The 26267-nt window shown below is 69.0% G+C and carries 19 protein-coding genes; 5 read left to right on the top strand and 14 right to left on the bottom strand.

Features of this window, described 5'->3' with window-relative positions:
- Positions 1 to 62: 62 nt before the first annotated feature.
- The 6 genes from serS to C7M71_RS07455 all read right to left on the bottom strand — a co-directional run bounded on the left by serS (position 63) and on the right by C7M71_RS07455 (position 7469).
- Positions 63 to 1295, bottom strand: coding sequence for a serine--tRNA ligase (serS, locus tag C7M71_RS07480; RefSeq protein ID WP_111490571.1), 1233 nt, complete (start codon positions 1293 to 1295; stop codon positions 63 to 65).
- A gap of 73 nt (positions 1296 to 1368) precedes the next feature.
- On the bottom strand, positions 1369 to 2190 hold the full coding sequence (locus tag C7M71_RS07475; RefSeq protein WP_111490572.1) for a shikimate dehydrogenase: 822 nt from the start codon (positions 2188 to 2190) through the stop codon (positions 1369 to 1371).
- Between the two features lie 13 nt (positions 2191 to 2203).
- Complete coding sequence (locus C7M71_RS07470) at positions 2204 to 3736, bottom strand: nucleotidyltransferase family protein (protein WP_111490573.1); 1533 nt, start codon at positions 3734 to 3736, stop codon at positions 2204 to 2206.
- Between the two features lie 13 nt (positions 3737 to 3749).
- The gene (locus C7M71_RS07465; protein WP_162824174.1) at positions 3750 to 5279 is read right to left on the bottom strand and encodes a radical SAM/SPASM domain-containing protein; all 1530 of its coding nucleotides are present in this window, start codon (positions 5277 to 5279) and stop codon (positions 3750 to 3752) included.
- A gap of 280 nt (positions 5280 to 5559) precedes the next feature.
- Complete coding sequence (locus C7M71_RS07460) at positions 5560 to 6597, bottom strand: Gfo/Idh/MocA family protein (protein ID WP_162824173.1); 1038 nt, start codon at positions 6595 to 6597, stop codon at positions 5560 to 5562.
- A 62-nt stretch (positions 6598 to 6659) separates the two neighbouring features.
- Positions 6660 to 7469 (bottom strand): sugar phosphate isomerase/epimerase family protein, encoded by an 810-nt coding sequence (locus C7M71_RS07455; RefSeq protein WP_162824172.1) that lies wholly within the window; start codon positions 7467 to 7469, stop codon positions 6660 to 6662.
- A 356-nt stretch (positions 7470 to 7825) separates the two neighbouring features.
- Between C7M71_RS07455 and C7M71_RS07450 the strand changes: the two genes are divergently transcribed.
- Positions 7826 to 8485, top strand: a complete 660-nt coding sequence (locus C7M71_RS07450; protein ID WP_111490577.1) for an HAD family hydrolase — start codon at positions 7826 to 7828, stop codon at positions 8483 to 8485.
- Here C7M71_RS07450 and C7M71_RS07445 read toward each other — a convergent pair.
- From C7M71_RS07445 to C7M71_RS07430, 4 genes are all read right to left on the bottom strand, one after another.
- On the bottom strand, positions 8466 to 9737 hold the full coding sequence (locus C7M71_RS07445; RefSeq protein WP_111490578.1) for a transcriptional regulator: 1272 nt from the start codon (positions 9735 to 9737) through the stop codon (positions 8466 to 8468). The genes C7M71_RS07450 and C7M71_RS07445 overlap by 20 nt on opposite strands.
- A gap of 155 nt (positions 9738 to 9892) precedes the next feature.
- A complete protein-coding gene (locus C7M71_RS07440) occupies positions 9893 to 10642 on the bottom strand; it encodes an SDR family oxidoreductase (RefSeq protein ID WP_111490579.1) in 750 nt (249 codons plus the stop codon).
- Positions 10643 to 11242: 600 nt separating this feature from the next.
- Positions 11243 to 12124, bottom strand: a complete 882-nt coding sequence (locus C7M71_RS07435; protein ID WP_175607778.1) for an SDR family NAD(P)-dependent oxidoreductase — start codon at positions 12122 to 12124, stop codon at positions 11243 to 11245.
- 137 nt (positions 12125 to 12261) lie between these two features.
- Positions 12262 to 12840 (bottom strand): TetR/AcrR family transcriptional regulator, encoded by a 579-nt coding sequence (locus C7M71_RS07430; RefSeq protein WP_229758599.1) that lies wholly within the window; start codon positions 12838 to 12840, stop codon positions 12262 to 12264.
- A 391-nt stretch (positions 12841 to 13231) separates the two neighbouring features.
- Here C7M71_RS07430 and C7M71_RS07420 point away from each other — a divergent pair, with 391 nt between their 5' ends.
- A complete protein-coding gene (locus tag C7M71_RS07420; protein WP_111490583.1) occupies positions 13232 to 14776 on the top strand; it encodes an FAD-dependent monooxygenase in 1545 nt (514 codons plus the stop codon).
- 121 nt (positions 14777 to 14897) lie between these two features.
- Here the strand turns inward: C7M71_RS07420 and C7M71_RS07415 are convergent, their stop codons facing one another.
- Together C7M71_RS07415 and C7M71_RS07410 are read right to left on the bottom strand one after the other, a co-directional pair.
- Positions 14898 to 15233 (bottom strand): hypothetical protein, encoded by a 336-nt coding sequence (locus C7M71_RS07415; RefSeq protein ID WP_111490584.1) that lies wholly within the window; start codon positions 15231 to 15233, stop codon positions 14898 to 14900.
- Between the two features lie 4 nt (positions 15234 to 15237).
- Entirely contained in the window at positions 15238 to 21204 is a 5967-nt protein-coding gene (locus tag C7M71_RS07410; RefSeq protein WP_229758598.1) for a DNRLRE domain-containing protein, read from the bottom strand.
- 617 nt (positions 21205 to 21821) lie between these two features.
- Here C7M71_RS07410 and C7M71_RS07405 point away from each other — a divergent pair.
- Positions 21822 to 22787, top strand: coding sequence for a phosphotransferase family protein (locus C7M71_RS07405; protein WP_111489763.1), 966 nt, complete (start codon positions 21822 to 21824; stop codon positions 22785 to 22787).
- Between the two features lie 155 nt (positions 22788 to 22942).
- On the opposite strand, the gene C7M71_RS32535 is transcribed toward C7M71_RS07405, so the two are convergent.
- Positions 22943 to 23065, bottom strand: coding sequence for a hypothetical protein (locus tag C7M71_RS32535; protein ID WP_265737645.1), 123 nt, complete (start codon positions 23063 to 23065; stop codon positions 22943 to 22945).
- Between the two features lie 145 nt (positions 23066 to 23210).
- Between C7M71_RS32535 and C7M71_RS07395 the strand changes: the two genes are divergently transcribed.
- The gene (locus C7M71_RS07395; RefSeq protein WP_111489761.1) at positions 23211 to 24191 is read left to right on the top strand and encodes a DsbA family oxidoreductase; all 981 of its coding nucleotides are present in this window, start codon (positions 23211 to 23213) and stop codon (positions 24189 to 24191) included.
- A gap of 126 nt (positions 24192 to 24317) precedes the next feature.
- On the opposite strand, the gene C7M71_RS07390 is transcribed toward C7M71_RS07395, so the two are convergent.
- A complete protein-coding gene (locus C7M71_RS07390) occupies positions 24318 to 25481 on the bottom strand; it encodes an acetyl-CoA C-acetyltransferase (RefSeq protein ID WP_111489769.1) in 1164 nt (387 codons plus the stop codon).
- A gap of 159 nt (positions 25482 to 25640) precedes the next feature.
- Between C7M71_RS07390 and C7M71_RS07385 the strand changes: the two genes are divergently transcribed.
- A complete protein-coding gene (locus C7M71_RS07385; protein ID WP_111489760.1) occupies positions 25641 to 26267 on the top strand; it encodes a TetR/AcrR family transcriptional regulator in 627 nt (208 codons plus the stop codon).

The following is a 26267-nucleotide window of genomic DNA, read 5'->3' as shown; positions in this document are numbered from 1 at the left end:
TGGGGCTGCCCGGCCCGGAACGGCTAGCGCCGTTCCGGGCCGGGCGGTGCCTCGGGCAGCCGTCAGCTGGTGTGGCCGATGCGTGCGGGGGCGCCGAAATCCTGGAGGACCTGGGGTACGGCGACAGCGCCGCCTTCGTCCTGGAAGTTCTCCATGATGGCCAGCAGGGCGCGGGCGGTGATCCCCGTCCCGTTGAGGGTGTGCACGAATTCCAGGCCGCCGTTGCGGCGCACCCGGGTGTTGAGACGGCGCGCCTGGTAGTCCGTGGTGTTGGAGCAGGAGGTCACCTCTCGGTAGCGCTCCTGGACGGGGAACCACGCCTCGATGTCGTACTTCTTGGCAGCCGGGGATCCCAGATCGCCCACGGCGATGTTCACCACCCGGTAGGGCAGTCCGAGAGCCTGGATGATCTCTTCCTCGTTGGCGAGGAGTTCTTCGTGGATCTCTTCCGACTGCTCGGGGAGGCAGTAGACGAACATCTCGACCTTGTCGAACTGGTGCACCCGGAACATGCCGCGGGTGTCCTTGCCTGCGGCGCCGGCCTCTCGTCGGAAGTTGGTCGAGAAGGCGGTGTAGCGGGCGGGGACCTGGTCTTCCTCCAGCCGTTCGTCCATGTGGATGCCGGCGAGGGCGACCTCGGACGTGCCGCTGAGGTAGAGCCCGTCCTTGTCCAGGCAGTAGAGATTGCTCTCGTCCGTGGGGAGGTAGCCCGTGCCGTACATGGCGCGCTCGTTGACCAGTACGGGGGCCAGCACCGGAAGGAAGCCCTGGCCGGCGAGCTTGTCGATCACGAACCGGTACAGCGCCATCTCTGTCAGGGCGACGTCCCCGATGCGGTAGGCGAACCGGGAACCGGAGAGCCGGGCACCTCGCTGCATGTCGACCCGGCCGGAGGGCGAGGCCAGTTCCAGGTGGTCCTTGGGGGTGAAGCTGAAGGTAGGTACTCGGCCCCAGGTGCGTACGAGCTTCGCATCGTCCTCGCCGCCGTCGGGAGCGGTCGGATGCGGCAGATTGGGGAGACGGTCGAGCAGCGCCTGACGCTCGCTGTCCGCGGCGGAGAGTTCCTGCTCGGACTGGCGCAGTTCTTCCTTGAGCCGCCTGAGTGCCTCGAACTCTTCCGGCGTCGGAGCGCCCTTGGGGCGCTTCTGAGATCGGAGACTGTCGACCCGCTCGGTCAGTCCGCGCCACTTCTCGTCGACGGCGAGTAGGGCGTCGAAGTCTTCAGCCGACCCGCGACGGGCGAGGGCGGCACGGTAGCGGTCTGGCTCTCGACGAGCAGCCTTCAAGTCGATCACCCGCCTCAGTGTAGTGACTCGCACCCGGGATGTACGGGCTTCGCAGGTGTCGTCCCGAGTTAATGATGATCAGTTAAATTGGCTGGACTGTGCGGTCGTTGAGCGATTCGAGTGCCGCTTCACGCATGGCCGCTGTGGGCGCGTGCACGGCCCCGGTCTGGAGCGTGACCTGCCGGGCTGCCTGGTGGAGGAGCATGGTCAGCCCGCCCACCACGGTGGCTCCGGCGGTACGGGCGGCAGCGGCGAGTCGCGTGGGCCACGGCCGGTAGACCACATCGAGGAGCGCACCGTGGAAGCCCGCCATAGCCGGCACGAGGGCGTCGGCTGCACCCGGCGGCAGGGCAGAGATGACCAGGGCGGCCGGTGGGAGCCTCTCGGTGTGCCACGGCTGGATGGCGAGGTCGGTGCCGAGTCTCTTCGCTGCCGCTCGCAGCGCGCCCGCGCGTGCGGGATTCCGGGCCACAGCGACGACTTCCTTGATGCCCAGCTCGGTTAGCGCCGCGAGCGCGGTCGCTGCCGTGCTGCCGGCGCCGAGGACCGCGGCCGGCCCGGGGCGGTTGCCCGGCATCTCGCGCAGCGCCTGGAGCATTCCGGCGACATCGGTGTTGTCCCCGAGCAGCCGGCCGTCCTGGACGACCACGGTGTTGACAACTCCGGTGGCCGCAGCGACGGGAGAGGCGTCTGCCATCAGCGGCAGGGCGGCGTGCTTGAGCGGCATGGTGAGCGAGAACCCTGCCCAGGTGTCGTCCAGGGAGGCGAAGAAGCCGGGCAGGTCCGCCTCGCGGCAGTCGATGGCTTCGTAGGTCCAGTTCAAGCTGAGGGCCTGGTAGGCCGCGCGGTGGAGCACCGGTGAGAGCGCTTGGTCCACCGGTGAGCCGAGGAGGGCCAGTCGCATGCGCATCGCTCCTTCAGACGAAGAGGTTCTCGTATCGCCAGTACTGCACGTCCCACTGCGTGGCGAGGGGGTCGGTGACCGCAGCGGCGGGGAGCAGCTGCCTTGCGACCAGCCGCTGCTGGACGTCCTCCAGCTCTCCCCAGGCCCACATCAGGTAGCCGTCGAGGTCCCGAAGGCGGCCGAGGATCGCGTCGGTGGTGAGGAGGTCGGACCATGGCGGGGAGAGGAGGGAGAGGGCCTGGCGGGTGTAGCGGTGGAGCGGTGGCGGCTGGCCGCCGGCGAGAAGGGCCCGGGCCTCGGTGAGGTGGTCGATGACCTGCAGCTGGTACCAGCGGCAGGTGAAGGGATGCCCCCGCCGCCGGGCCTTGGCGACCACACGGAGTTTGCGCCAGATCACGAAGTTCAGGTACAGCCACCTTCTGCGCGTGACGGCCTGGCTCTCCGGGGCGCTGCCGGCCAGCCAGCGCAGCGGGGCGGCGATGCGCAGGGCCTGGTCGTAGGAACGGCCAGGGCGCTGCAGGAGGTCGCCTCCGAGTTCCTCGGCCAGGTAGACGGCCTCACCCGCTGCGGCGGCCGTTCTGGCGGCGGTGAGGAACCGGGTGCCGGGGGAGCGGTCGTGGGCCACCCAGATGACCCCGTGCTGGTCGGCGAACCGGTGGGCTGCCGCGGTCAGTGCCTCGGCCCAGGGCCTGGTTGCGGCGGTATCCGGAGGGGCCTGTTCGGCCTGGTGCTCGGCCAGGGCGGCGCCGAATGCCCGGGGGCTGTCGGGAAGGTCGATCAGAGCGCGGGCCAGTCGGTTCATGTTCTCCAGGGCGGTCAGCGCCCGAGGATGCTCGGCCAGCAGCCGGTCGGCGTGCGGGTGGCGCCATTTCGGGTGAGGGCCGTACCGTCCTGCGGTCAGATAGGCCAGGTCGAGCGCCGCCGTCGCCGCGTAGCAGGCGGCACGTAGGGCGGTGTAGGTGTAGCCGGTCGCTGCGAGTTCCCGCTGAGCGGTGTGCGTCCAGGTGGCCACCCTGGTACGGGCGGCCTCGTGCCGGGAGGCGAGGACGGGTGCCGGCCAGCGGCCGGCGCGGCCTTTCAACCGGGCGTGGATGCCCCCGGGGTCGTGGATCGGGACGGATTCGAGGAACCAGAAGAGGAGCCACTCGGTCTGGCGGTGCCAGTTGTCGGTCTTCTCAGGGTGGTGGAAGAGGCGGCTGAGGTCGGAGCGCGCCAGGCTCTCCAGCTCGAAGCGCACGCCCTTGTCGCAGACCGCGCCGTACACGGTGCCCAGGTTCAGCCCGTCGATCAGCTTCTGCAGGGCGGTGGCGTATCTCCGGTAGTCCTGTTCACGGCGGAAGACGACGAAGACGTCCAGGTCCGAGTGCCGGTCGGCGGTTCCGTAGGCGACGGAGGAGGTGATGGTGACGACGATGCGGTCGGCGACCTCGGGCATGTCGCGATGGATGGCGGGGAGCACATGGTCGTGGAAGGCGGTGGTGGCGATGGCGCGCAGACGCAGCGAGTCGGTCGTGGCGTCGGAGAGGGCGGCGGGGGAAGAGGGCACAGGGCGCTTCCCGTCAGTCGAGGGTCTGGTGGCCGATGGAGTAGGACAGGGTGCGCGGACGGGCGGAGACGGCTCCGAGCAGGCGGCCCCGCTCAGCTCGTGAGGGAAGGTGCCACCACGTGGCCGGCACCGGTCCGGCCGGGCGGACCTGGTTGAAGAGGTCCTCGACGAACAACTGGTTGAAGCGCTGGGTGTACTGGCAGCTGCGCAGGTCGATGGCCATCTCGTCGCCGCTGTGCACCATGGCGTCGTACGCGCACCCGTTGCCGCACATGCCGCGGGCCGCGCATCCCTCGCAGTGGGTGTAGTAGATGGGGGAGCGCTTGCGCCACTTGGTGACCACCGTGGAGCGGTAGGCGTCGATGTCGAGTGCCTGCATGGCGAGGCGGTCCATGACCAGAAAGCTCTTGCACGGGCCGACGTTGCCCTTGGCGTCGACGTTGAGGTTGGTGCCGCCGGCGGCGCCGCAGTCGTGGAAGCGGTAGCGCTGTTCGACGAAGGGCTGCAGCTTGCGGTAGACGAGTTCGAGGAACAGGCCACGGTCGCGGAAGGCTTGGTGGATGGCGTACATCCGGTCGGCGTACCGGTCGGGGTCGACCAGGTGCTGGTAGTCCTTCTGGTCCGGAGTGGGGGGCTTCATGAAGTTCACCCCGAGGCCGGTGGGCTGGTAGGTCTCCAGGAACCAGGTGATGGTCTCCTCGGCCTGGTCCAGGTTGTGCTGGCCCAGGACCATGGAGAGCGAGACCTCGGCCCCGGCCTCCTTGAGTCGGCGTACGCCGGCGTCGACCATTCGCCAGGACCCCCGGCCTCCGTGGTTGCGGCGCAGCGCGTCGTGGATGTGCTGGGGACCGTCCATCGACACGATGCACTTCACGTCGTGCTCTGCGAGGAAGGCAGCCTGGCGCTGCCGGATGAGGGTGGCGTTGGTGCCGATGACGAACCAGAAGTTCTCTCCGGGCCTCGCTGCATGCTCCGCCACCTCGACGATGTGCTGCACCTGGTGGAAGAAGAGCGTGGGCTCGCCGCCCGTGATGTGGATGATCTTGGGCCGTGAGACGTCGGAGTGGGTGAAGAAGAAGGCGATGACCTCGGCGAGTCGGTCGGCGTCGGTGGGTTCGGCCTGGGGTGCCAGGACGTTTGGGATCACCTTGCAGTACGAGCACGACAGGTTGCAGACATCGGTGAGCAGGATGCGCAGCAGGGTGAACGACGGTTGGACGTCCTGCTTGGCGTCCTCCGCGCGCATCAGTTCGCGGTGGAAGCGCTCCGGTGCCTCTCCAGGGGCTGCGGCGAAGCCCTGCTCCACCAGCACACGGGCCAGGTCTTGGTCTGCCGGGGTCATGCCGTCCCGCAGGTCACGGTAGGTTTCCCGAAGGACCTGTCCTCCGTAGAGCTGCTGCTGGCGGAGGGCGTGGTTGAGACACCAGGCCCCGCCGCCGAGGTCGAGCAACTGCGTGTTGGTCTCCGGCCGCAGCCGCGCGGGGTCGACCGCGAGACGGGGAAGGGCTTCACCGTCGGCCCAGACCTGGCTGACCGCCGTCACAGCGTCCACGGTCAGGGCAGGGAGCCCATCGCGGCTGGACCCGTCGGTACCGCCGGGCAAGGCCGCGTCGCGTAAGCGCGGCAGCGGCAGCAGGACACCCTGGTTCGCCGACCCGCACGAGCCACATCCGAAGCTTTCGTGTTCCAGGTGTTCGGTCATGACGTTCCTCCTGAAGCTGCGGTTCGCCTGCTGCCCGCGCGCAGGGCAATGGCAGTTGAACGCGGGCACGGCCGCGCCCGGGGCTCCTGCATTGGGCCGAGCGCTTGCGGGCCGACGGCGGTCAGGCGCCGACATTCGCCGTGGTGGAGTCGTTGTCCTGCTCGTCGGCCCGGCGGGCGTCGAGCCGGACAGATGCCCCGCCGGTAGAGGCGGAGCGGTGCGCGGCGTGTAGCACCCGGGTGACGGCCGTGAGGTGTGAGGGCCCGGTGAGCGTCGGCTGTCCGGTTCGGCAGGCGGAGACGAACTCCTCGAGCTGGACCCGCAGCGGTTCGGCGTACTGCCGTAAGGCTCCACTCGGAGACCGACCGCAACCGCGGTGCAGGATCTGCTCGGCGCCGGCCGTGGCGGCCTCGCCTGTCAGTTGGACCGCGTCTCCGTCGGCTCGTCCATGCCGGTAGCGCAGGGCCCACTGCTCGCCGAGGAGCCTCAGAGCCCGCTTGGCGCCGGCATGGCGCCACCCGACATACACCTCACCGCGTATCCCGGAGGCGAAGGTCAGGTCCACGGCAGCGAGGTCCCAGTGGCGGCCGCCTGGAAAGATGTGGCCCCTGGCAGCAACGTGCACCACGGGTTCGTCGACCAGGTGCAGCAGGATCGAGACGTCGTGCGGCGCGAGGTTCCACAGAACGTCGCAGTCCTCACGCCTTCTGCCGCCGAGCCGTTCGCTGCGGATCAACCACGGGCGGCTCGGCGCTGCTTCCCGCAGCCATGCCGCGATGTTCCTGACCGGCTGGGAGTAGAGGAACGTGTGCCCGGCGGACAATTGCACTCCCCGCCGCCGCGCCTCGAACGACATGGCGCTGGCGTCTAATGCACTCAGGGCGGCGGGTTTCTCCACCAGCACGTGGCGACCTGCCCGCATTGCCTCAAGGGCCAGGGAGACGTGGGTGCCCGCCGGCGAGGCGATGACGACGGCCTCGACACGCTCATCCCGGAGGGCGTCCGAGAGCGTCGGCCATCCCCTCACTCCGTACCGGGCCATGGCATCGAAGCGCTGAGGTTGGTCCGGGTCGACCACGCCCACGAAGTGCACACTGCCCGATGTCGCAGCAGTCCTTGCGTGGTTCACGCCCCATCGCCCGCATCCGATCAGTGCCATGCCCACGGGCGGTGCGGCCTGCATGCCACGTCCAGCTCGCTCGACCCGAACCCCGGGTGTGGTCACGCAACCCCCCAGCGCCGAAGTGTGCGTATCGATTCGGTGATGCCCTCAAGGTCTCCGCGCAGGTGGGACTCCAGCGTGATCGGTCCCACATAACCCAGCTCTTCGAGGCGCTCCAGGATCGGCTGCCATCTCAGCTCACCTCGACCGACAGGCACGTACTGTCCGTTCCGGCGGTCCTTGACGTGGATGTCGACCGCGCTCCGAACCAGTTCCTCGGAGAGGTCCTTGAGACCGTCTCCATCGGAGGCGACGTGTTGATTGCAGGGGTCCACCACGGCCCCGAGACCGGTGGCCGAGCAGAACTCCTCAAGCTCGCGCAGCGTACGAACGTGGCAGATGTGCTCGTTCTCGACTGCGGCCCGCGTGCCTTCCCAGTTCTCCACCGCGCTCGTGATCGTGTCGCGGAGCGGCCCGGGAAGGACGCCGCCTGCGGGCGCCGCGGCGATGAAGGTGAAGATGCGGACCGTAGGTGCGCCGAGCAGTCCGGCCAGGACAGGAAGCCGATGGGCCTGCCTCATGTGGGAGGCGAATACTGGAGGGAAGCCGACGAAGTGAGGGTCGACGAGCTCGTCCTCCGGTGCGCCCCCGGGGTGGCATTTGAACAGAGGGGACAGGACGGAGGAGACGCCGATGCCGTACTGCCGCAACACGTCGGCAAGCCCTTCGGCCCGCGCGTCGTCACACTCGGCAATGTTCTGCCCCCAGACGGATCGGATCGCCACGTGACGTACTCCGTGTCTCACGGCGAGCCGTGCTGCCTCTTCGGGATCCTGGCTGACCTCATCAGTGATGATCGATAACTCCATCGGAAGTGCATGCCTCCATCCGAAGGTGTGACGCGGACGACCGCACGGTGCCGGAGCGCCGCCGCAGGGTGAGGGCTCGCGTGGCACACCCCGGCAGGGGGACGGCCGCCCGGGTCGAGGCAGGCGGTCATCGGCGGGAGGGTGCCTGCCGGGCACTGTGGTGATCCCTGCGGCGGTACGAGGTGCGGCCCGCTGGTGTGCCGATGGGCCCATCAGCTTTGACAGACTCATATTTGGTCACCTGACGCACCATCTGAAGGTCCAACAGAGGACCTTCTGGGTCCGGAAAACGGCCTCCCGGCGGCTTGTCCCGCCGTACAACCCGGACGGGTGTGCGCTCTCGGTAGGCTGCTCCCATGATTCGCGCAGTTGTGTTCGATGTCGGCGAGTGCCTGGTGGACGAGACCCGGGAGTACGGCACGTGGGCGGACTGGCTCGGGGTGCCGCGCCACACCTTCGCTGCGACGTTCGGCGCGGTCATCGCCCGCGGCTTGGACTACCGCGAGACCTTCCAGGTCTTCCGGCCCGGCTTCGATCTGGCCGAGCAGCGCGCGGCCCGCGCCGCGGCGGGGCAGCCGGAGCACTTCGGGGAGGAAGACCTCTACCCCGACGTTCGCCCCGCGCTGAAGCAGCTGCGGGCCGACAGCCTCTGGGTCGGCGTCGCAGGCAACCAGACCGTCCGGGCCGGTCGCATCCTCCGCTCCCTCGACCTGCCCGCGGACATGATCGGTACCTCGGACGACTGGGGGGCCTCGAAGCCGGATGTCGCTTTCTTCGAACGGGTCGCCGAGGCTGCGCCCTGCGAGACGCAGGAGATCCTGTACGTGGGTGACCGCCTCGACAACGACATCAGGCCCGCCGCCGCCGCGGGTATGGCGACGGCGCTGATCCGGCGGGGCCCCTGGGGCGTCATCCAGCAGCACGACCCGGACGCGATTCGGCTGCCGACCCTGCGGATCGACAGCCTCGAAGAACTCCCCGAGAAGGTCGCGCAGCTCAACGCTGGAGGGCGCTGAGCGTCGTTCCCCAGCCGTACAGCCGGTCGTCCAGCGCCCGTACGGCAGCCATGTCCTGCCAAGGGGCAAGGGAACGACGCAGGTCGCGGATCCTTTCCATACCCGTCGCGTACCAGGTGGCGGCCAGCTGGTCGAGGGCCTCTCCCGCGAGCTTGCACGCCTGCTCGAGGTTCTGGTCGGTAGCCTCGACGGCGGCGAGGTCGGCGAGCACCACCGCACGCTGCTTGCCCATGTCGGGCGGAAGATCGGCGAGCACCTGGCGGAGGGTGGCCCTGGCCTGGGAGAGGTGGCCCGCCTTCAACTGCGTGTTGCCCTTGAAGGCGGCCAAACGTGCCGGGGAGAACCAGTCCATCCAGCTCGGGGAGCTGTGTTCGCCGTCGGCTGCGAGCGCCTCCTCCGCCCGGGCCAGCAGGCGCAAGGCGCCTCGGTAGTCACCGCAACGGGTCAGGCACTCCGCTTCCACTGCGTTGAGCCAGGCCAGAAATTCGGCCGATGCTGGGCCACGACGGGCGTATGTGCGTGCAGCGACCATGCGCTCCTCGGCCTCGTCCTTCCGACCGGCCCACCCCGGGACGAACGCGGCATGGGCCAGGACGGCCGCACCCAGCAGCGCATCGTCGGCTTCGCCGGCCGCTTGCAGGGCGCGGATCAGCGTGGTGTCCGCCTGGTCGGCCTGACGCAGGTCGAAGAACTCGATGCGCGCGGCGAGTAGGAGGGACTCCGCAAGAGCCGCGGCGAGGACACGCCGGGCGTTTCCCGATGTCTCGGCGAGGAGTTTTGTGCCGAGGTTCGCGTGCTCGACGATGGCCTGATGGAGCTGGGCGGGCTGCACGGTCCAGTACAGACGTCGATGAGCAGTCGTGATCGCGGCGTAGTCCGTACCGGTGCTGGGCGGCCGTAGTACGGCCGAGGAAGTCGGCCTGGGGAGGGAAGCGGCGAGCGCCGTGACGACATGAACCCCCTCCGGCGCCGTTCGTACGTCGCCTGCGGGCTTGGAATCCCAGGGCGCACGGAACCCGAGATCCTTGATGGGCAGCCGAAGGACATGGCTGAGCAGCCGTTGGTGGTCCGCCTGCGGCCACGGCGGGCTCGCTGACTCCCATCGCCGTACCTGACGCACGCTTACCTGGAAGCCGTGGAGTCCGAGGTCCAGCGCCGCACCGGTCATCGCATCCGCGAGGGCCTGTTGCGACGTGAAGCCGGCGGCCTGGCGGGCTGCTTTGAGTTGGGTGTTTCCTGCGGGTCGAGACACGGGCCACCTCCAGCAACGTCAGGGCGTCCTCAAGACCGTAGCGCGTTAAGGCCTGAAGGGGGACTCCCTAAGGGCAGTGACCCGAGGGAAGGCCGAATTGAGTCCTCTGTGAGTCCGCTGAGTGGCCTTCAGGCTCCGCGGACGCGCTCTCCTGATCAGTCCCGCCCCCACGGGGACGCTCCGGCTGCCCAGGCGCGGCGCAGGTCCGGGTAAAGCTCTTCCTGGTCCACCGGCAGGGTGGACTTCACATGTCGAGTCCACTCGTCCGTGATCACCTCTGTCACGTTGTTCTCGACGGCGTCGAGCGCCTGCGCGACGACGTCCTCGGGGGCGATCTTCGCTTCGGACACGTCAGCGGCCATGTCCGTGTCGATGAACCCCGCGTGCACGCCGACCACGTGCGTGCCCTGACCGTGTAGTTCCACCCGGGCCGCATTGGTCAGCGCCCATTCGGCGGACTTCGACGCGCAGTAGGAGGCGTTGAACGGCACCGTGTACCAACTGACCACCGACAGCATATTGACCAGTGCGCCGCCGCCGTTGCGGGCCAGCACCGGTGCGAAAGCCCGGCACATCTCGAGGGTGCCGAAGTAGTTGACTTCCATCTCGGTACGGGCGGCCCCGGTGTCCGGTGCGGTGATCAGCGGACCCAGCAGCATCGCGCCTGCGTTGTTGACCAGCAGGTCGACATCGCCACACCGTTGCGCGACTGCCGCGACCGCGGCTCGGTCGGTGATGTCGAGATCGATTGGCTTGACCCGAGGATCGGTGACCGAAACCATGCTCGCGTCTCGCGCGGCCGCGTACACGGTTGCCGCGCCGCGAGCGAGCAAGGCCTGGGTGAAACTGGCACCGAGACCACGATTGGCACCCGTGACGAGAGCGACTGCTCCTGAGATCCACATGACATCAAAGGTGCGCCATCACCTCGAGATCCGTCCAATCCTGCTGTGCTACCCAGTGGACAGCGCAGCCGGAAAATCGGGAGTCGTCCGAGCAGGAATTGCATAGCATAACGGCCCCCGACCAACTTGGCTGGTCAAGGGCCGTTCGCCTGCGCGGTGGGTGTGGGATGTGAACCCACGGTGGCCCGCGCCACGACGGTTCTCAAGATTGCTTCGGTCGCCGAGGAACCAGAGATAGCGGTGCGATGGGTGCTCCCTCGCGGGGTGCTGGCCGTTTCCCCTTGCGCCACTGAACTTGAGCTCGTGACCAGCTCCGCAGCCAGGACGCGGTCCGTCCCGAGGAGCGCCCGAACCTGCCGGCATATCCGGCGCAGGTCCCCGACCCTCACGCACTGGTCTACGTCCTCGCACTGGTGGCGGCCGTGGTCTCGACCGGGGCGACCTCGCGGGTCGCCTCGGTCGGCGCGTGGGCCGCCGATGTGCCCGAGCCTGTTCTCGCCGCCCTCGGCGGCCGATGTGATCCGCTGACCGGGCTTTGTCCCGTGCCGGACCAACAACGGTTCAAGGCGTGGTCATCTGGTGGATGCGCGGGTCACTCGGTCAATGGCCGCTTGGAAGGGGTGCCAGCTTCCGGCTGAGCTTGAGCACGGCGCTGACGGTCCGGGGGTCGGTGCTTGCCCGGAAGGCGGGAACGGGGTGGGTCCGGGGGCCGATGATCAGGCCGGTCTGCCCGTCGAGTGCGGGGTCGGTGGCCGCGACGATGGACGGCTTGGCGGCCGCGGATGCGGGGCCGGCGGTGGAGCGTTCGAAGGTGCGGCGGACCAGCGGCCACAGCAGCCGCAGGGGCGGGGAGACGATCCTGGGTGAGGTCATGGTGCCGTTGGTCATGTCGGTGGCGGCACCGCCGGGGTCTGCGGCGAAGACCGTGACTCCGCTGTCGCGCAGGCGCTCGGCGAGGTCCAGGGTGTAGGCGAGGTTGGCGAGCTTGGCCCGGCCGTACCAGTGGAAGCCGTAGTAGCCGCCTGGCGGCTCGACGGTGTCGAAGGTGCGCTTGGCGACCTTGATCGCACCGGAACTGACGTTCACGATCCGGCTCGGAGCGCCGGTTCGGAGCCGGTCGAGCAGCAGCTCGGTCAGCAGGTACGGCGAGAGGTGGTTGACCGCGAACGATGCCTCGATCCCGTCGATGGTCTGCTGCCGCTGCGCGAACATCGCGCCGACGTTGTTGACCAGGACCTGGAGCGGTCCCTCGGCCGCCAGCCGGGCGGCGAGCGCCCGGACCTCGCCCAGCGAGGCGAGGTCGGCTGCCACGAACCGCGGCTCGCCTGCGGTCGCGACCGCCGCGATCCGCTGGACCGCACGGGCGCCGCGCTCGGCATCGCGACCGACCACGGTGACGGCGAACCCGTGGGCCGCCAGTCCCAACGCGGTCTCCAGGCCGATGCCTCCGGTCCCCGCCGTCACGACCGCCCGCTGCTCCATCATGGCCACCCTCCGCCGCCTCGCCCATGAACCGGATAGCTATCCGTTTCGATGCGCGCACGCTAGCACAACCGGATGACTATCCGGTTTGGTTGGGTGGGTGCCGGAGCGGTCCTGTGTCGACTGCCGGGCCGGGGTCAGCGCGAGGGGCGCAGGCCCTCCAGTAGGACGTCGAGGTAGACCTCGGTGCGCGCCGGACCGCGGTCCCCGGCACGCAGGGCATGCTCGATGCCGCAGAGCAGGCGGCGCACGTCGTCGGCCTCGACGTCGCGCCGGATGGCACCCGTGAGGCGGGCGCGGTCCAGCAGGCGAGCGACTGCCCGGTCCAGCTCGGCCTTCAGCTGCGAGGTGTGCGCCTCGGCATCGGCTGCGGATTCGAGGACGGCGGCGAACCCGGGGTCCTCCAACGCGCGGGCGAGGGCGAACCGCAGCAGACGGTGCAGGCCCGCGAGGGCGTCGTCCGTCTCCGCCGCGGCCTGGGCCTCTCCGACCAGTTCCCTGAACCGGTCGGCCGACAGCGCTTCCCGCAGCGCATGCTGGTTGGGGAAATGCCGGTACACGGTACCCACGCCCACGCCGGCCAGCCGGGCGATGGCGTTCAACTGGAGCGAGTCGTCACCGGCAGCCAGTTGCTCGCGAGCGACCTGCAACACCCGGGCGCGGTTGCGAGCGGCATCTGCCCGCAGTATCGCTCCCTGATCGGCTTTCGGTGTCACGGGCCCCAGCATACGACCGCAGCCGGCAGCAGGACGGCGGCGGAAGACCCGGCACCCGAGGCCGCCGACCACGAGGCTGGGCCCGCCACGCCGGCGACCGGAACGGCGTGGCGAGGGGAATCCAGCGCGCTGGGCCGGCGCCGCTCATCGTCCGTGACGGACCCCCGCCGGGGGCAACCGGCCCCCCTTATCGCCCGGCTGGGGGTTCTGGGGCAGGGGCGCCGGGTAGCCGACGACCGGCACATGCGCTTCGAAGGTCCTTGCGTGGATCTCCTCCAGCGCGCGGGTGATCTCCGTTCCGCCTATGTGACCGCCAAGCACCCTGAGGTCCTTGAGCAGCACTATCCTCGACGCTTCGGGCAGGAGAGTCCTGCGTTTTGGAGGGGCTGGGGTGTCGACTCCAACGGTCGTGGTGGCGGGTGCAGGGCCGACGGGGCTTGCCTTGGCGTGTGGACTGCGCATGGCCGGGGTGTCGGTCAGGGTCATCGACAAGGCGGAGCGGCCGTCGGTGGCATCGCGGGCCCTGGGGTTGCAGCCGCGGGGCTCGGAAGTGCTCAACCGACTCGGCGCCCTGGGTGATCTGCCGGAACGGTCGGTTCGTATGGCGGAGGTCGCCACGCATGTCAACGGCAGGTGTCTGGTGCGCTTGAGGGTCGGCCGGTATGCGGCGTTGACGAGTTGGCCCGTGCTGGTCAATTCGCAGGCAGAGGTGGAGACCCGACTGCGGCGTCGGCTTGGCGACCTGGGCGTCGAAGTGGAGTGGGGACGGGAACTGCTCGGCGCCGATCAGGACGGAGGCGGCGTCACCGTACAGCTCACCGACGGGACGGTGCGCACTGAGTGGCTCATCGGCTGCGACGGCGCTCACAGCCGTGTGCGCAAGGTGGCGGGAATCGCGTTTCCGGGAGCATCCGTGGTTGAGCGCTTTCTGCTCGCGGACGTGCGGGCAGCCCTGCCGTTGATGAGGGACACCGCGTCGGTGTGGCTGCGCAAGGACCAGATGCTCGCGGTCTTCCCGCTGCCGGGAGGCGACCTCTGGCGCGTGGTGGCTTCGGCTCCGCCGGATGGCGGGGACGACGTCGACTCCGGCGGGGTGGCGGCCGTGCTGCGCAGGGAGTTGGCCACGCATGCCGGCGTCGACCCTTCGGCGGCATGGGAGGTGGTGTGGACGTCCGTGTTCGGCATCCAACGCCGTTTGGCCGATGAGTACCGGCGCGGCCGGATTCTGCTGGCCGGCGATGCCGCCCACATCCACAGCCCGTTCGGCGGCCAGGGCATGAACACCGGGCTCGGTGACGCTGAGAACCTGGCCTGGAAACTGGCTCTGGTCGCCTCGGGTCGCGCTCGGGACGGACTGCTGGACACTTACGAGGCCGAGCGGCGGCCGGTGGCCCGGGAGGTGGTGGCATCGACGAGCGGGTTGACCCGCCTGGTCCTCGGGGAGAGCTTGCCGGCTCGGGCGGTACGCGATCATGCTCTGGTACCGCTGCTGAGGCGGCCGGTTGTGCAGCGACTGCTCTGGGAGAAGTCGTCGCAGCTCAAGGTCGGCTACCGCAAGGGACCGCTGGCGAGCCGATGGCCACGCTTGAGGTCCGCAGTCGGATCGTGTGCCGGTGACCGCGTCCCTGACGTGGAGTGCATCCGAGACGACGGAAGTCGGACCCGCCTGCATGCGGAGCTCGGGTCCCGGTGGGCGATCATCGCTCCCCCTGCGGACGCGCAGGTGTATGTGGACCACGCTCGTCGGCGCCTGGGAGGGGCTGCTGCGGTTGCCGCACTGTCTTCTTCTCATGCGCACGGCAGGAGAGTCATGCTGGTACGCCCTGACGCCCATCTGGCGTGGTCCGGCACCGCGCCGGCCGCGCTGGACGCATGGCTGGCTCGCACCTTGGGAGACGGCCTCCCTCGGACATCGCAGTGGCAGCCCTCCGATTGAAAGGAGGGCTGCCACTGCTCTTTTTCTTTCCCTCTAACTCCGCGACTCACCGTGCGTCAGTGAAGCAGCGCAGGGTGTTGCAGAGTCCAGGCTTCCCGGCCGTTCGCGGCCCACGGCAGCGCTACGCCATGGCGAGCAGCGAGGCGTACAGAAAGGATGCGACCCCGCAGAGGAGCAGTGCCGCCACGGAGAAAAGGCGAACCCTTCGTGGCGGCACTCCCGCGACGCGCCCGAACGCCAGCACCGACAGTGCAGCGACGACGGGGAGTGCAGCCATGGCGAGCATGGTGACGCCCAATCCGACGGATCCGTCTCCGGTGTGACCGGATTCCTGCACCTGCTGCACGCCGTTGAAAGCGAGCGGGAGCACCGCGATGAGCCAGGGAACTGCGGCCGCGATAACGATCACCACGGTGTACGGCGTTTCCCATGCCGTGTCGCGGACAGTCGTCTTCATGTTGTCACCAAATTCCGGCAAACGTGGTGTAGAACGCGATGTTCGACGCGAAGAGAGCGAACCCCGTGCGGGCTGCGATCTTGTTCGCCGTGGAGCAGAATGTGTTGTTGTCGCACTTCGTGACATCCGGCCCCCATGCCTTGACCTTCATGTAGAGAACCCCCCAGCTCTTCGTGAAGGTGAACCTGAGCCTCTTTCCGGGTCCCTCGAAGTGTCCCTTCAGGGAGAGGAACTGGAAGTAGGTCGATGTGAGTTTCTCCACCTTGACCGGTCCCAGCACAGGCTTGAGATTGCATCGCTCACCCCTGTTGAGGGTGGCTCCGCATCCACTGAGCGGGAACACCCAGAAGTGGGTGCGAATCCATTTGAAGACCGTCTTGGCGGAGCTGAAGTAGGCACCGATGGCGTATGTGAACGAGTACGAGTAGGCGCCGTCCAGGTCCATGCAGGACACGGGGTTTCCTCGGCAGTACTCATAGCTGTTGTCGTTCCCTCCGTAGACCGGGTCGGTCTGGAGGAAGCGGCCGGTGGAAGGGTCGTAGAGACGCATCCCCATGAGAGTGATCCCGCTGAGGGTGCCACTGTCACGCAGGTGGGATCCCAGCCATCCGTAGGCGGCCGACACCGTGCCGTCGAGCACGTTGCCGTACTCGTCGAAGTGCTGAACGGTCGGTGTCGCCGTGGTGTCCAGCGGAAGCTGAACCGCGACGTCTCCGTGCAGGTTGGAGAGCTGGAGAACCACGTCACCGGTGGCCGTGGTGATCGCTCCGAGAGCGCCGGCGGCGTCACTGACATTGCGGCTGACGGCATTCGCCGAGGACTTGCTCCAGTTGGGGCTGTCGCAGTCGCAGCCGTAGTGGTTGGTGGTGGTGCCCCCCGTGGTCCAGGAGCCGTCCGCCGCCCGGGTCTGATCCGTGACACGGGCCAGCCGCCCGACCGGGTCCAGGAACCATGTCTTGCGGCTGGCTCCCACGGTCTCGCTGTGCACGAGGTCGTTGGCGAAATACGTCAGTTCGCTGTCACCACTGCTGGTGGTGCGGCCGAACGCGTCGTAGACCACGCCGGCGGCGATGAGCCGGTCAGCGGTGTCGTAGCTGTACGAGGCGGTGGTGGTGTCCGCCGCGCCGGTGACGCTGTCGCAGTTGTCGGTGGTGGTCTCCAGACTGGTGCGGTTGCTGCTCGCATCGAAGGTGTAGGCGCGGGTGACGCAACCGGTGGCGGTGGTGTCGGCGACCTGGGTCAGGCGTCCGGCACCGTCGTAGCTGTAGGCCGTCCCGGTCGTGGACCCGTCGGTCTGGGTGTGTCCGAACGGCTCGCCGTGGATGGTGTACCGGGCGTTGTCCGAGAGGATGGTGCTGCCCGCGGCATCGGCATAGGTGCGGCCGGTCACCATGCCGGTCGGGTCCGTGGCAATGGCCAGAGTGGAGTTGCCAGGCAGGGTCTGGGTGGTGAGGGTGCCGTCCGCGTCGTACGCGGCGGTGAACGTGCCGGCGACCGAATCCGTCATGCTGTCGCGGTTGCCGACTGCGTCATAGGTGTACGTGACGCTGGAGGGGACCGAGTCCGTGACCTTCACCGGCCGGTCGAGGTTGTCGTAGGCCGTGGTGGTGCTGTTGCCCGCACCGTCGTTGTACGTGGTCGGGCGGCCCAGAGCGTCGTAGGTGTAGGCGATGGACTGCCCGCTTGCGGTCCGCGTGGCCACCTGCCCGTTGTTCTGGTTGTAGGTGACCGTCATGGCGGGTACGGCCTGCCCGGGGCCTCCGGTGACGGCCGTCCTGACGAGCCGGCCGGCGTCGTCCTTGGTGTTGGTTGTGGTGCGCACCTGTCCGTTGGCGGACTCGGTCTTGGTCGCGATCTGGCCCCAGCGGTCATAGGTGTAGACCGTGGTGACCGTCTCGTCGGGGTTGCTGCCGCCGCCGGTCACCTTGGCGGCCGGAGCGGTCCGGCAGACCAGGCCCGCCCATTCGGGCCGGCCGGCACAGCTGCCGGTGCCGTCGGCGGTGTAGTAGTCGTACCGGATGGTTCCGGCGTCCGCTCCGTTGGATCGGGCCGTGCGGGTGGTGGCCACCTTTCCAGCGGTGTCGTAGGTCGTGACCATACCGGTGGTGTCATCGCCGCCGCTGTCCACCGTCTGGCCCGTGGACCAGTCGTAGCCGGCGGTCACGGTGTGGATGTCGCCGTCGGTGTCGAATCCGTCGATGAAGGCACCGGTCCTGGTGGTGGTCACCAGACCCGACACCGCAGCGTCGGCGGGGCGGTCCTCATCGTAGGTGTAGACCGTGTGCGCGCGAGCGGGGACGACCGTGCCCGCCCTCAGGACGTACTCGGCCCTGGTTCCTACCAGATCCGTGGCGAGAGTGACCTCGTGGATCGGACCGTACTCGTCCAGCAGGCGCTCGCCGTCGGCGGAGTACTCGGAGACGGTGGCGAGCCGTCGGGCTCGCTCGGCCGTCGACAGGTTCGTCAGGCCGAGCATCGCGAGCTTGCTCTGCGCGTTCCGTGCGGTGCCCAGGGCGAGGTCGCGGTTGCCGGCGGTCAGCTCGCTGACCGAGTTCCCGAACTTGTCGTATTCCGTGGCGGTGATGGAGCCACCGGGGGTCGCGGTGTTCGTCTCCTCACCGTTGGCGCTGACATAGGTGATGTTGGCGTTCGCGTAGGCGCCGGGGGTCAGACTGCTGCCTGTGTGCGAGACCGGGGTCGAGCCGGGAGGGAGCACGGCCGTGGCATCCGTCGGCGCCTCGCTCTGGGCCCAGGTGGCCACCGTGGTGGCATCCATCTGGTACGGAGCGTTCGCGCCGGACAGCGGTACGTCGTAGACGACGCTGGTGACGGCGGTTCCGGAGACCTCACTGGTGGATCCCGGGACGAGAGTGGGGCGCGATGCCCGGAGCAGCATGCCCGCATTGGCGGTGGCAGCGTTTCCGGCCTTGCCGTACGTGAAGGTCCACGCCAGCTCGCCGGGTTCGGTCAGGGTCTCGACCCGGCCGTCCGCGTCATAGGTGTACGCCGTCTTCAGCGCAGGGGTGATCTGAGGATCCCAGACGTTGCGCAGCCGCCCGGAGGCGTCGTAGGAGTAGGACGTCAGTGTCTCGGCGGTCGACTGTGCGGCGCCGGGGCTGGTGGCCCACAGCTTGACCGCCTTGACCTGGTCCTTGTAGTCGCCCAGGGTGGTGCCCGTGGCGGTGGTGGTGCCGGCGTAGACGAACTCCAGAACCCGGCAGCCTCGCGTGGCCGGATCCGCCTGGCAGGCCGCGCCGGTGACCGCCGGGGTCGGGGCGATGACGTACTTCGGCCGCGCCAGCTTCTCGCTGCCGACGACCACGGGCTCGGAGGCGACGGTCACGGTCGAATCCGACACCGAGGCTGCTGTGGAGGACAGCGTCCAGGCCGAGGCCCCGGCGTCGACCTTGGCGAACACCGTCCTGTTGGCGTTGGTGTCGGTGAGCGTGAACTTCGTCCCGGACAGGGTGCCCGTCAGCGTCAGCGACTCATAGCCGGACTGCGGCTTCCAACCCCCGCCCGAGACGCTGGTGAACGCGATGGTGCTGCCGTCCGCGCTCACCACCTCGACCGAAGTGCCGGACGTGGTCCGGACCAGGGTGTAGGACGTGCTCTGGGACGCCACGGACGAGGTCCAGCCAGGGCCGAAGATCCTGGCCTGTCCCTCAGTGGCCTTTCCGCTGTCACGGGAGGAGAAGACACGGCCCACGCTTGCGTCGAGCGCCGAGGCATCCGAGGCCGACAGCGTGAAGGCACCGGTCAACTGGTTCACAGAACCCGGTCCCACCGGGGCACTTGGTGCCCTGCCGGCGTCGCGGTCGACGGTGACGGTCACGGTCTGCGTGTAGCCGGTGGTGGTGCCGTTGGCGAACGCGGCCCGCAGTTCGATCACGCCGTCCTCGGCGAGGCTGGAGACCACGTTCCAGACCAGCTTGGGAGCGGAGCCACCGGTCACCGGCACGGGCCACGAGGACACGGTGGCGCCGGAGGCGGTCACGTCGCCGACCGGAACGGTGCGCCAGGAGTCTTCCTCGCCGCGTCGGTACTGCCACGTCACGCCGGTGTAGGAGGACAGGCCCTTGGCGGAGAGCACCAGGCGTCGGGCCGTCTCGTCGCCGTCGGACGGGGACAGGATCGCGGCTCCGTCCTCCCCGACGCCGAAGGAGTAGGCGGTCGTGGCGGTGGAGAGGTTGCCACCGGAGTCGACGGTCTTGGCGTACAGGGTGTGCCAGCCGTTACCGGGATTGATGCTGATGTCCTGCGGGTGGCCGCCGGTGCCGTTGACGGTGTCCAGGGCACGCTTGGGCACACTCGGGTCGTCCAGACCCCAGTGGAAGCCGGCACCGTCGTCCGAGGTGGTCTCCAGCGTGCACGTGACCGCCGCCTCAGCCTTCGCGGTCCAGCTGTTCTCCTCGTAGGTGTCGCAGGCGATGGTCGGAGCGTCCGGCTTGGCGGTGTTGAGCACGAAGACGGTGTACCCGGTCCAGGGCCCGTAGTCGGTGCCGTCGTAGGCACGCACCCGGTAGCGCAGGTGCTTGCCGGCCGGGAAGGCGGAGGCGGCCGGAATGGTGAGAGTCGCCGTACTGCCGGAGGTCACGCCGCCGCTGGTCGCGGTGTAGGTGTAGGTGGTGTCCGCATAGGCCGGGTCCGGGGTGACCTCGAACTGTCCCTTGACGGTGCCGCCGTCGGGGTCGGCGACGGTCGCCGACAGGCTCGGGGTCAGCGAGGTGACATACCGCTTGCCGTTGTACGCGTTGAGCACCGACGGGGAGATCGCGGCAGCGGTCGGCTTGCCCGGCAGCGTGTTGTACGTCACCGACAGGGACGGCTCGGAGTTGGGGTCGTGGGAGCCGTCGACGTAGTTGGCGGAGTGGTAGCGGCGCCAGGTGAGGACGTCGGTCTCGCTGACGGCGGCCAGGCGCACGCCGTAGTTGGGCTGGCCGTCGGCCCATGCCTGGGTGATGGCGGTCAGGTCCCAGGTGTTGAAGCCGCCGGGGCAGGAGCTGGCGTTGTAGCCCTTGGCGTCCTTGATGACCGTGGCACCGGTGGCGGTGGTGGCGGGCTGCTTGGACCAGGTGATCGCGGCGGGGTCCCAGTCGGCGGTGATCCGCCGCACCTCGACGCCCGAGTTCTTGGTGTCGCAGGTCGAGGAGTAGTACGAGTACAGGCGCAGCTTGGCGTCGACGATGTGCTTGCCGGCGTACTTGGTGACGGTGAACTTCAGGAAGGAGCGGGCCTTGTGGGTGCCGTCGTAGGTGCCGGCTTTGAGTTCGGTGGAGGCGCGTTGTGAGGTCTGGTAGTCGTCGTACTGGAGCCAGGTGTCGGTGGCGGCGCCCATGAGGGAGTCGGTGGGGTCGATGGTGACCGGGTAGGTGAGGTCGGGGTCGGCGAGGAACGTCGGGTCGGGCTTGAGGACCAGGACCTGGCCCTTGCCGCTCTTGCTCGCTTCGACGGTGACGTCGATGGGCGCCAGGTGCTTGGGGTCTCCGGAGACGGGGTCGGTGGAGGAGTCCCACATCATCGGGGCCGGGGCGGTGGCCTGGGCCTTGCCGTTGGTGTCCTCCCAGCTCAGGCGGTTCTCGGAGGTCTTCTTCAGGTGCAGGCCGGTGGCGGTGATGGGCAGGCGGTACTCGACGGGGCCGTCGGGGCGGTTGCGCAGGACGACGGAGTGGGAGAAGCCCTCCTTGAGGGCGGTGACGACCAGGTCCCCGCCGGGGACGGCGTCGGGGTAGACAGCGGTGGGGCCGTCGAGCTGGGGCTTGGGCAGTTTGCCTTCCCAGCCGAGCCCGAGGGCGTGCTTGCCACGGGACAGGTGGGCGAGGGTCTCGTCCTTGCCGCCGTCGGAGAATGATATGTCGGCGGCGGTCATCGCCGGCTGGATCACGCCGTCGGCCTCGACCAGGGTGGTGTCCACCGGCCGCCAGGTGCCGTGCTCGTCCTGCACCCGGACCGGCCCGGTGTAGGCGTCCACCGTGGTGGTCCCGTCCGGATTCGCCCAACTCGTGGTCGAATCCGTCCGCTCACCCGTGATCTCGATCCGACGCTTCTGCAGCCGGGCCGCCAGCAACGCCGACGCCGCATCCGGAGCCTCCGCCGGCCCCTGGGCTGTGGCCGTTGGGACAGCGGGCCCGTTCAAACGCTCGGCCGCAACCGCCTGACCGCCTGCGTCCACGACAGTCAGCGCCCCGGCGGCCAGCGCCAGCGTCAGCACTGCCGCTATATGGCGCAAATGGCGCGACGAGCTAGGCAACGCAAATGCACCCGCCGTTCTACGGCGGGTTTCACGGATCACCCGTGACATGAAGCCTCCTTCGAACCATCCGCCCACGTGGCGGATGAGCTACGTGATCATGTCATCAAGATCACCAGGGAGTAAAGGAATTGACGTCACGTCAGCTGCGAGGCTGGCGGGTAATCAATGGTCAAAGACTGACACCCGTCTACAATTTGCCAAAAGAGATTTCATTCTCCACGAATTGGGCCGAGGTGAAGACCCCGCCTGTCCTGCTGCGAAGCGTGGTCCGGCACCTGCGCGAGCAACGTGTCGAGCAGCTCGACGACGTCCGGGTCGGATGATGAGGTGGCGCGGTGACCAATCACGATGAGGCGGCGGCGGCGGTCCGACCGTTGACACTGGCTTGGGTGGGCCGGCACCTGGAGGTTGGCGAACGGATCGTCAGAACCGAGGTGCTGCATGGCGGCATCACTGCCGAAATGCGGAGGCTGACCATCGGCACGCGGGACGGAGGCCCCCGTCACCTGGTGCTGCGGAGTTTCGTCGACCCGTTCTACATGGGGCATGCCGAGGACTGGCTGAACAGGGAGGCCGGCGCCCTGACCCTGCTCACGGGGACCGGCGTGCCGGCTCCTGGACTGGTCGCGGTCGACTCGACCGCCGAGCATTGCGAATATCCATCGCTCCTTATGACGCATCTGGCGGGCCGGACGGTCCTCGACGATGAGGGCTTGGAGATGCGCGTCCCTCTGCTGGCCCGTCAACTCGTGGCGATCCACGCGTTGAGACCCGCCGAGCGGCCCCGGGAGTATGTGGCGCTGACGACCGCCGACACCGTCGTGACCCCGAAGGGCGCCGACGCGGCGGCATGGGCCGCGGCGATCGACGTGATCCGCAGGCCCGCGCCGCCCTATGAAGGGCGATTCCTGCACCGGGACTTCCAGCCCGGCAACGTGCTGTTCGATGTACCGCCCCCAAGGCCGGCAGGTGCCCGGATCGCCGGCGTCGTCGACTGGGCAGCGGCTTCCTGGGGTCCGGCGGACCTCGATGTCGCGCACTGCTCCACCAATCTCGCGCTGCTGCACGGCCCGGCGTGGGGTCTGCGGTTCGCTGAGGCGTATGAGGAGGCCGGCGGGGTGCTGGCGGCGGCTGCGAGCGAGCGGCTGTACTGGCAGGTGCGGGACGGGCTGGCGTGCTCGGAAGAAGTGCGATCGGTGGCGCAGCCATGGCGGGTGGCAGGGAGGACAGACCTGACGACGCGAGCCGTGGAGGAGCGGCTGGATGCCTATGTCACCACCGTGATGGACGCGCTGGGCTGAGCCAAGGCGGTCCGGGGCGCGGCCCCGACCACATCGTTCACCGCTCGACCAAGTGGGGAATCGAGCAGACCCTACGGGCGAGGTGCTTCTGCTTGCGAGCGCCGGAAGGCGAGGAAGGCGAGGAAGTCTTGGAAGGCCCGCGCAGCGCGTGGAAGTCAGCGCTCCCCGCGTTCCATGCCGGTGAAGAAGTCGACGATTCCGCGTGGGGCGTCGGCGGCGAAGCACAGGGCCAGGCCCTGGGCGGACGCCTGGGCCGCAGCCGCCGCGCGCGGGAACATCGCCGGTGGGTCAGCCGCCGGAGGGCAATGGATCGCAACCGCCCCAAGCAGGGTGATCGCGGTCGCGGGGCGCACGGGTGGGTCATGCGCTCCGAGTTTCGCGACGGTTGTTGCTTAGGCGACGAGTGTTTATTAGCCTTTGAGGATGCGAATCGAGATCTGGGCGGACGTGGTCTGCGCCTGGGCGTACATCGGCAAGCGGCGGGTGGAGACGGCCCTGGCGGGCTGGGAGGGGGAGTCGGTGGAAGTGGTCTGGCGGCCCTTCCGGATCGACCCCATGGCCCCAGCCGAGTCCCTTCCCATGGCCGAGGTCCTCCAGGACCCGGTGGTCGACGCGGCCCTCCAGCAGTGCGCCCCCGGTATGTCGCCCGCTGAGAACCGGCTGCGCGTGTCGGAGATCGCAGCCGCCGAGGGGCTGGGACCGCGCTGGGGTGCGGCCTGGCGTGCCAACACCCAGGCCGCACACCGGCTGATCGCCCTCGCCTACGCATCCGGCGGCGCCGCACTTCAGGACGCGGTGGTGGAGGGGGTGCTGCGGGCCCATTTCATCGACGCCCTCGACATCGGCCTGGCCGACACCCTCGCCGCCGTCGCCGAGCGGGCCGGTTTTCCGCAGGGGCCGGAGCTGCTGGCCTCCGGCGCCGGTGAGGAGACCGTGCGCGAGCTTCTGCTGCGCGGCAAGGCGATCGGCGTGAAGACCTCGCCCACCCTTGTCGTGGGTGGCAAGGCGCTGGCCGGTGCGCACTCCCCGGCCCACATCACGGAGCTGCTTCGCGGCGCGGCGGGCTCTGTGACGCGTGAACTCCCGGCGGAGGTGGAGCGGTTCCGGCACTCCGAAGCCCTCCTTGAGCTCGGTGACCCGCTCGGATGCCTGACGCTGCTCGGCCCGCTGATGGAGGAGTTCGCCGACGACCGGAACGTCCGGCTGCTGGCCGCCCGGGCCTATTTCCACTCCGCCCAGCTGGGCCGGGCCCGCGCCACCCTGGAGCCGCTGGTCGCCGAGACACCGGACGACTCCTATGCGCAACTCCTGCTGGGACGCGTACTGAAGCGGCAGGGGCTGGGCGCCGAGGCCGCCCCGCATCTGCGGATGGCCTCGGCGATGACTCCGGAGTACAAGTCCTGAGCAGTACAAGTCCTGAGCAGTACAAGTCCTGAGCCCGCCGGTGCCGGGCACCCCGGCGCCCCGCCGCCGCCCGCGCAGGGCCCGGGCCGGTTCCCCGGTCCGGGCCCTGCGCAGGTCTCGCATGCCTCAGAGGCGCTCAAGGATGGTGACGTTCGCTTGACCACCCCCCTCGCACATGGTCTGCAGCCCGTAGCGGCCCCCGGTGCGCTCCAGATGGTGGAGCAGCGTCGTCATCAGGCGGGCACCGGTCGCGCCCAGCGGGTGGCCGAGCGCGATGGCGCCGCCGACCGGGTTGACCCGCTCCGGAGCGATGTCGATCTCCCGCTGCCAGGCGAGGACCACCGAGGCGAATGCCTCGTTGATCTCGACGGCATCGATGTCGCCCTCGGTCAGCCCTGCGTCCTCCAGGGCCTTGCGGGTCGCCGGGATCGGGGCGCTCAGCATCATGATCGGGTCGTCGCCGAGTACCGTCATCCGGTGGATGCGGGCGCGCGGGATGAGGCCGTGGTCCTGGACGGCCTGCTCCGAGGCGATCAGCAGGGCGGCTGCCCCGTCGGAGATCTGCGAGGCGGTCGCCGCGGTGATGCGGCCGGCCGGATCCAGCGTCTTGAGCCTTGCCATGGAGGCAAGGCTGGTGTCGCGCCGCGGGCCCTCGTCGACGGCGAGGGCGGTCTCGCCGTCGACGTAGGGTGCGATCTCCCGCTCGAACCAGCCGGAGTCGACGGCGTGCGCGGCCCGCTGGTGGCTGTTGAGCGCGAACTCCTCCATCTCCTCACGGCTGAGGTCCCAGTGGCGGGCCATGAGTTCGGCGGCGTGGAACTGGCTCACGGTCTGGTCGCCGTAGCGCTTGCGCCAGCCGCGAGACCCCGAGTACGGGTCCGGCATTCCGAACTGCGGGCCGACGAGGGCGGCGGCCGTGAGCGGGATCTGTGACATGTTCTGGACGCCACCGGCTACGACGAGGCCGGAGAGGCCGCTCATCGTGGCCTGGGCGGCGAAATGCACGGCCTGCTGCGAGGAGCCGCACTGGCGGTCGATGGTCACTCCGGGGACGGACTCGGGCAGGCCGGCGGCCAGCCAACTCGTCCGGGCGATGTCGCCGGACTGGGACCCGAGCTGGTCCAGGCAGCCGAAGACCACGTCCTCGACGGCCGCCGGGTCGATGCCGGTCCGGTCCATCAGGGCGCTCAGTACATGGGCGCCGAGGTCGGCCGAGTGGACCCCGGCCAGCGAACCGTTCCTGCGGCCGACCGGAGTGCGCACCGCGTCGACGATGTATGCCTCAGATATTGCGCGCATCTCTACCTGGATCCTTGTCGCAGGGGGCAGTTGAGTTCGGTGCAGCCGTCGCGGTCGTCACCGGCGACCGGCGGCGGGTCGACTGTACGACACCTGTCGCTTAGACGACAGGTGTTGATTTGCTGGTATTGATAGAGGACACTTGGGCTCATGCCGAACACCTCGCACACCCGAAGCGCCTCGCGTGACCCTCGCGCCCGGCGCACCAGGGCGCTCCTTCGGGCTGCCGTCCTGGAACTCTCGATGGAGAGGGACCTGGACGGCATCGCCATGAGTGACATCGCGGAACGGGCGGAGGTGAACCGCGCCACGGTGTACCTGCACTACAAGGACCGTGAGGACCTGCTGCTCGACGCCACGGAGAGCACCATGGAGGGCATCGTCGACGCGGCGAGCGCCTGCCGACTCCTGGCCGACACGCACACCCTCTCCGACGCCCCCCCGGTCCACCTGGTCAACCTGTTCACCCTTGTCGACCGGCACCGCGCCATCTACCGCCGGATGCTGGGCGAGAACGGCAGCTCCCGGTTCGCCAGCCGACTGGAACAGCTGCTCGCCCAGGCTTGGTTCGAGCAGCTGCTGACCGAGGCGGTCCCGGGCAGCCTTGACGAGACCGCCCTGCTGCTCCGCGCCCACTTCCTGAGCGGAGCCCTGGTCTCGGTCATCAGCCAGTGGACCGGCGGTCGACTCGACCGCACGGAAAACGAGGAACACGACGCAGTGAGCATCGAGCGCATCGCACAGGCGACCTGGTCCCTCATCCGGCGCGGGGCCTGA

Source organism: Peterkaempfera bronchialis, from assembly GCF_003258605.2.
In the GTDB taxonomy this organism is placed as follows: Bacteria; Actinomycetota; Actinomycetes; order Streptomycetales; family Streptomycetaceae; genus Peterkaempfera; species Peterkaempfera bronchialis.
The sequence above is the reverse complement of the archived record's forward strand: the minus strand, read 5'-3'. Positions and strand labels throughout refer to the sequence as shown.

What these genes read in the sequence shown, in the direction of transcription:
- C7M71_RS07475 (WP_111490572.1), bottom strand. Translation starts at nt 2,190, where the DNA reads ATGCGACTGGCCCTCCTCGGCTCACCGGTGGACCAAGCGCTCTCACCG.
- C7M71_RS07460 (WP_162824173.1), bottom strand. Translation starts at nt 6,597, where the DNA reads ATGGCACTGATCGGATGCGGGCGATGGGGCGTGAACCACGCAAGGACT.
- C7M71_RS07455 (WP_162824172.1), bottom strand. Translation starts at nt 7,469, where the DNA reads ATGGAGTTATCGATCATCACTGATGAGGTCAGCCAGGATCCCGAAGAG.
- C7M71_RS07450 (WP_111490577.1), top strand. Translation starts at nt 7,826, where the DNA reads ATGATTCGCGCAGTTGTGTTCGATGTCGGCGAGTGCCTGGTGGACGAG.
- C7M71_RS07440 (WP_111490579.1), bottom strand. Translation starts at nt 10,642, where the DNA reads ATGTGGATCTCAGGAGCAGTCGCTCTCGTCACGGGTGCCAATCGTGGT.
- C7M71_RS07435 (WP_175607778.1), bottom strand. Translation starts at nt 12,124, where the DNA reads ATGGAGCAGCGGGCGGTCGTGACGGCGGGGACCGGAGGCATCGGCCTG.
- C7M71_RS07415 (WP_111490584.1), bottom strand. Translation starts at nt 15,233, where the DNA reads ATGAAGACGACTGTCCGCGACACGGCATGGGAAACGCCGTACACCGTG.
- C7M71_RS32535 (WP_265737645.1), bottom strand. Translation starts at nt 23,065, where the DNA reads ATGTTCCCGCGCGCGGCGGCTGCGGCCCAGGCGTCCGCCCAGGGCCTG.
- C7M71_RS07395 (WP_111489761.1), top strand. Translation starts at nt 23,211, where the DNA reads ATGCGAATCGAGATCTGGGCGGACGTGGTCTGCGCCTGGGCGTACATC.
- C7M71_RS07385 (WP_111489760.1), top strand. Translation starts at nt 25,641, where the DNA reads ATGCCGAACACCTCGCACACCCGAAGCGCCTCGCGTGACCCTCGCGCC.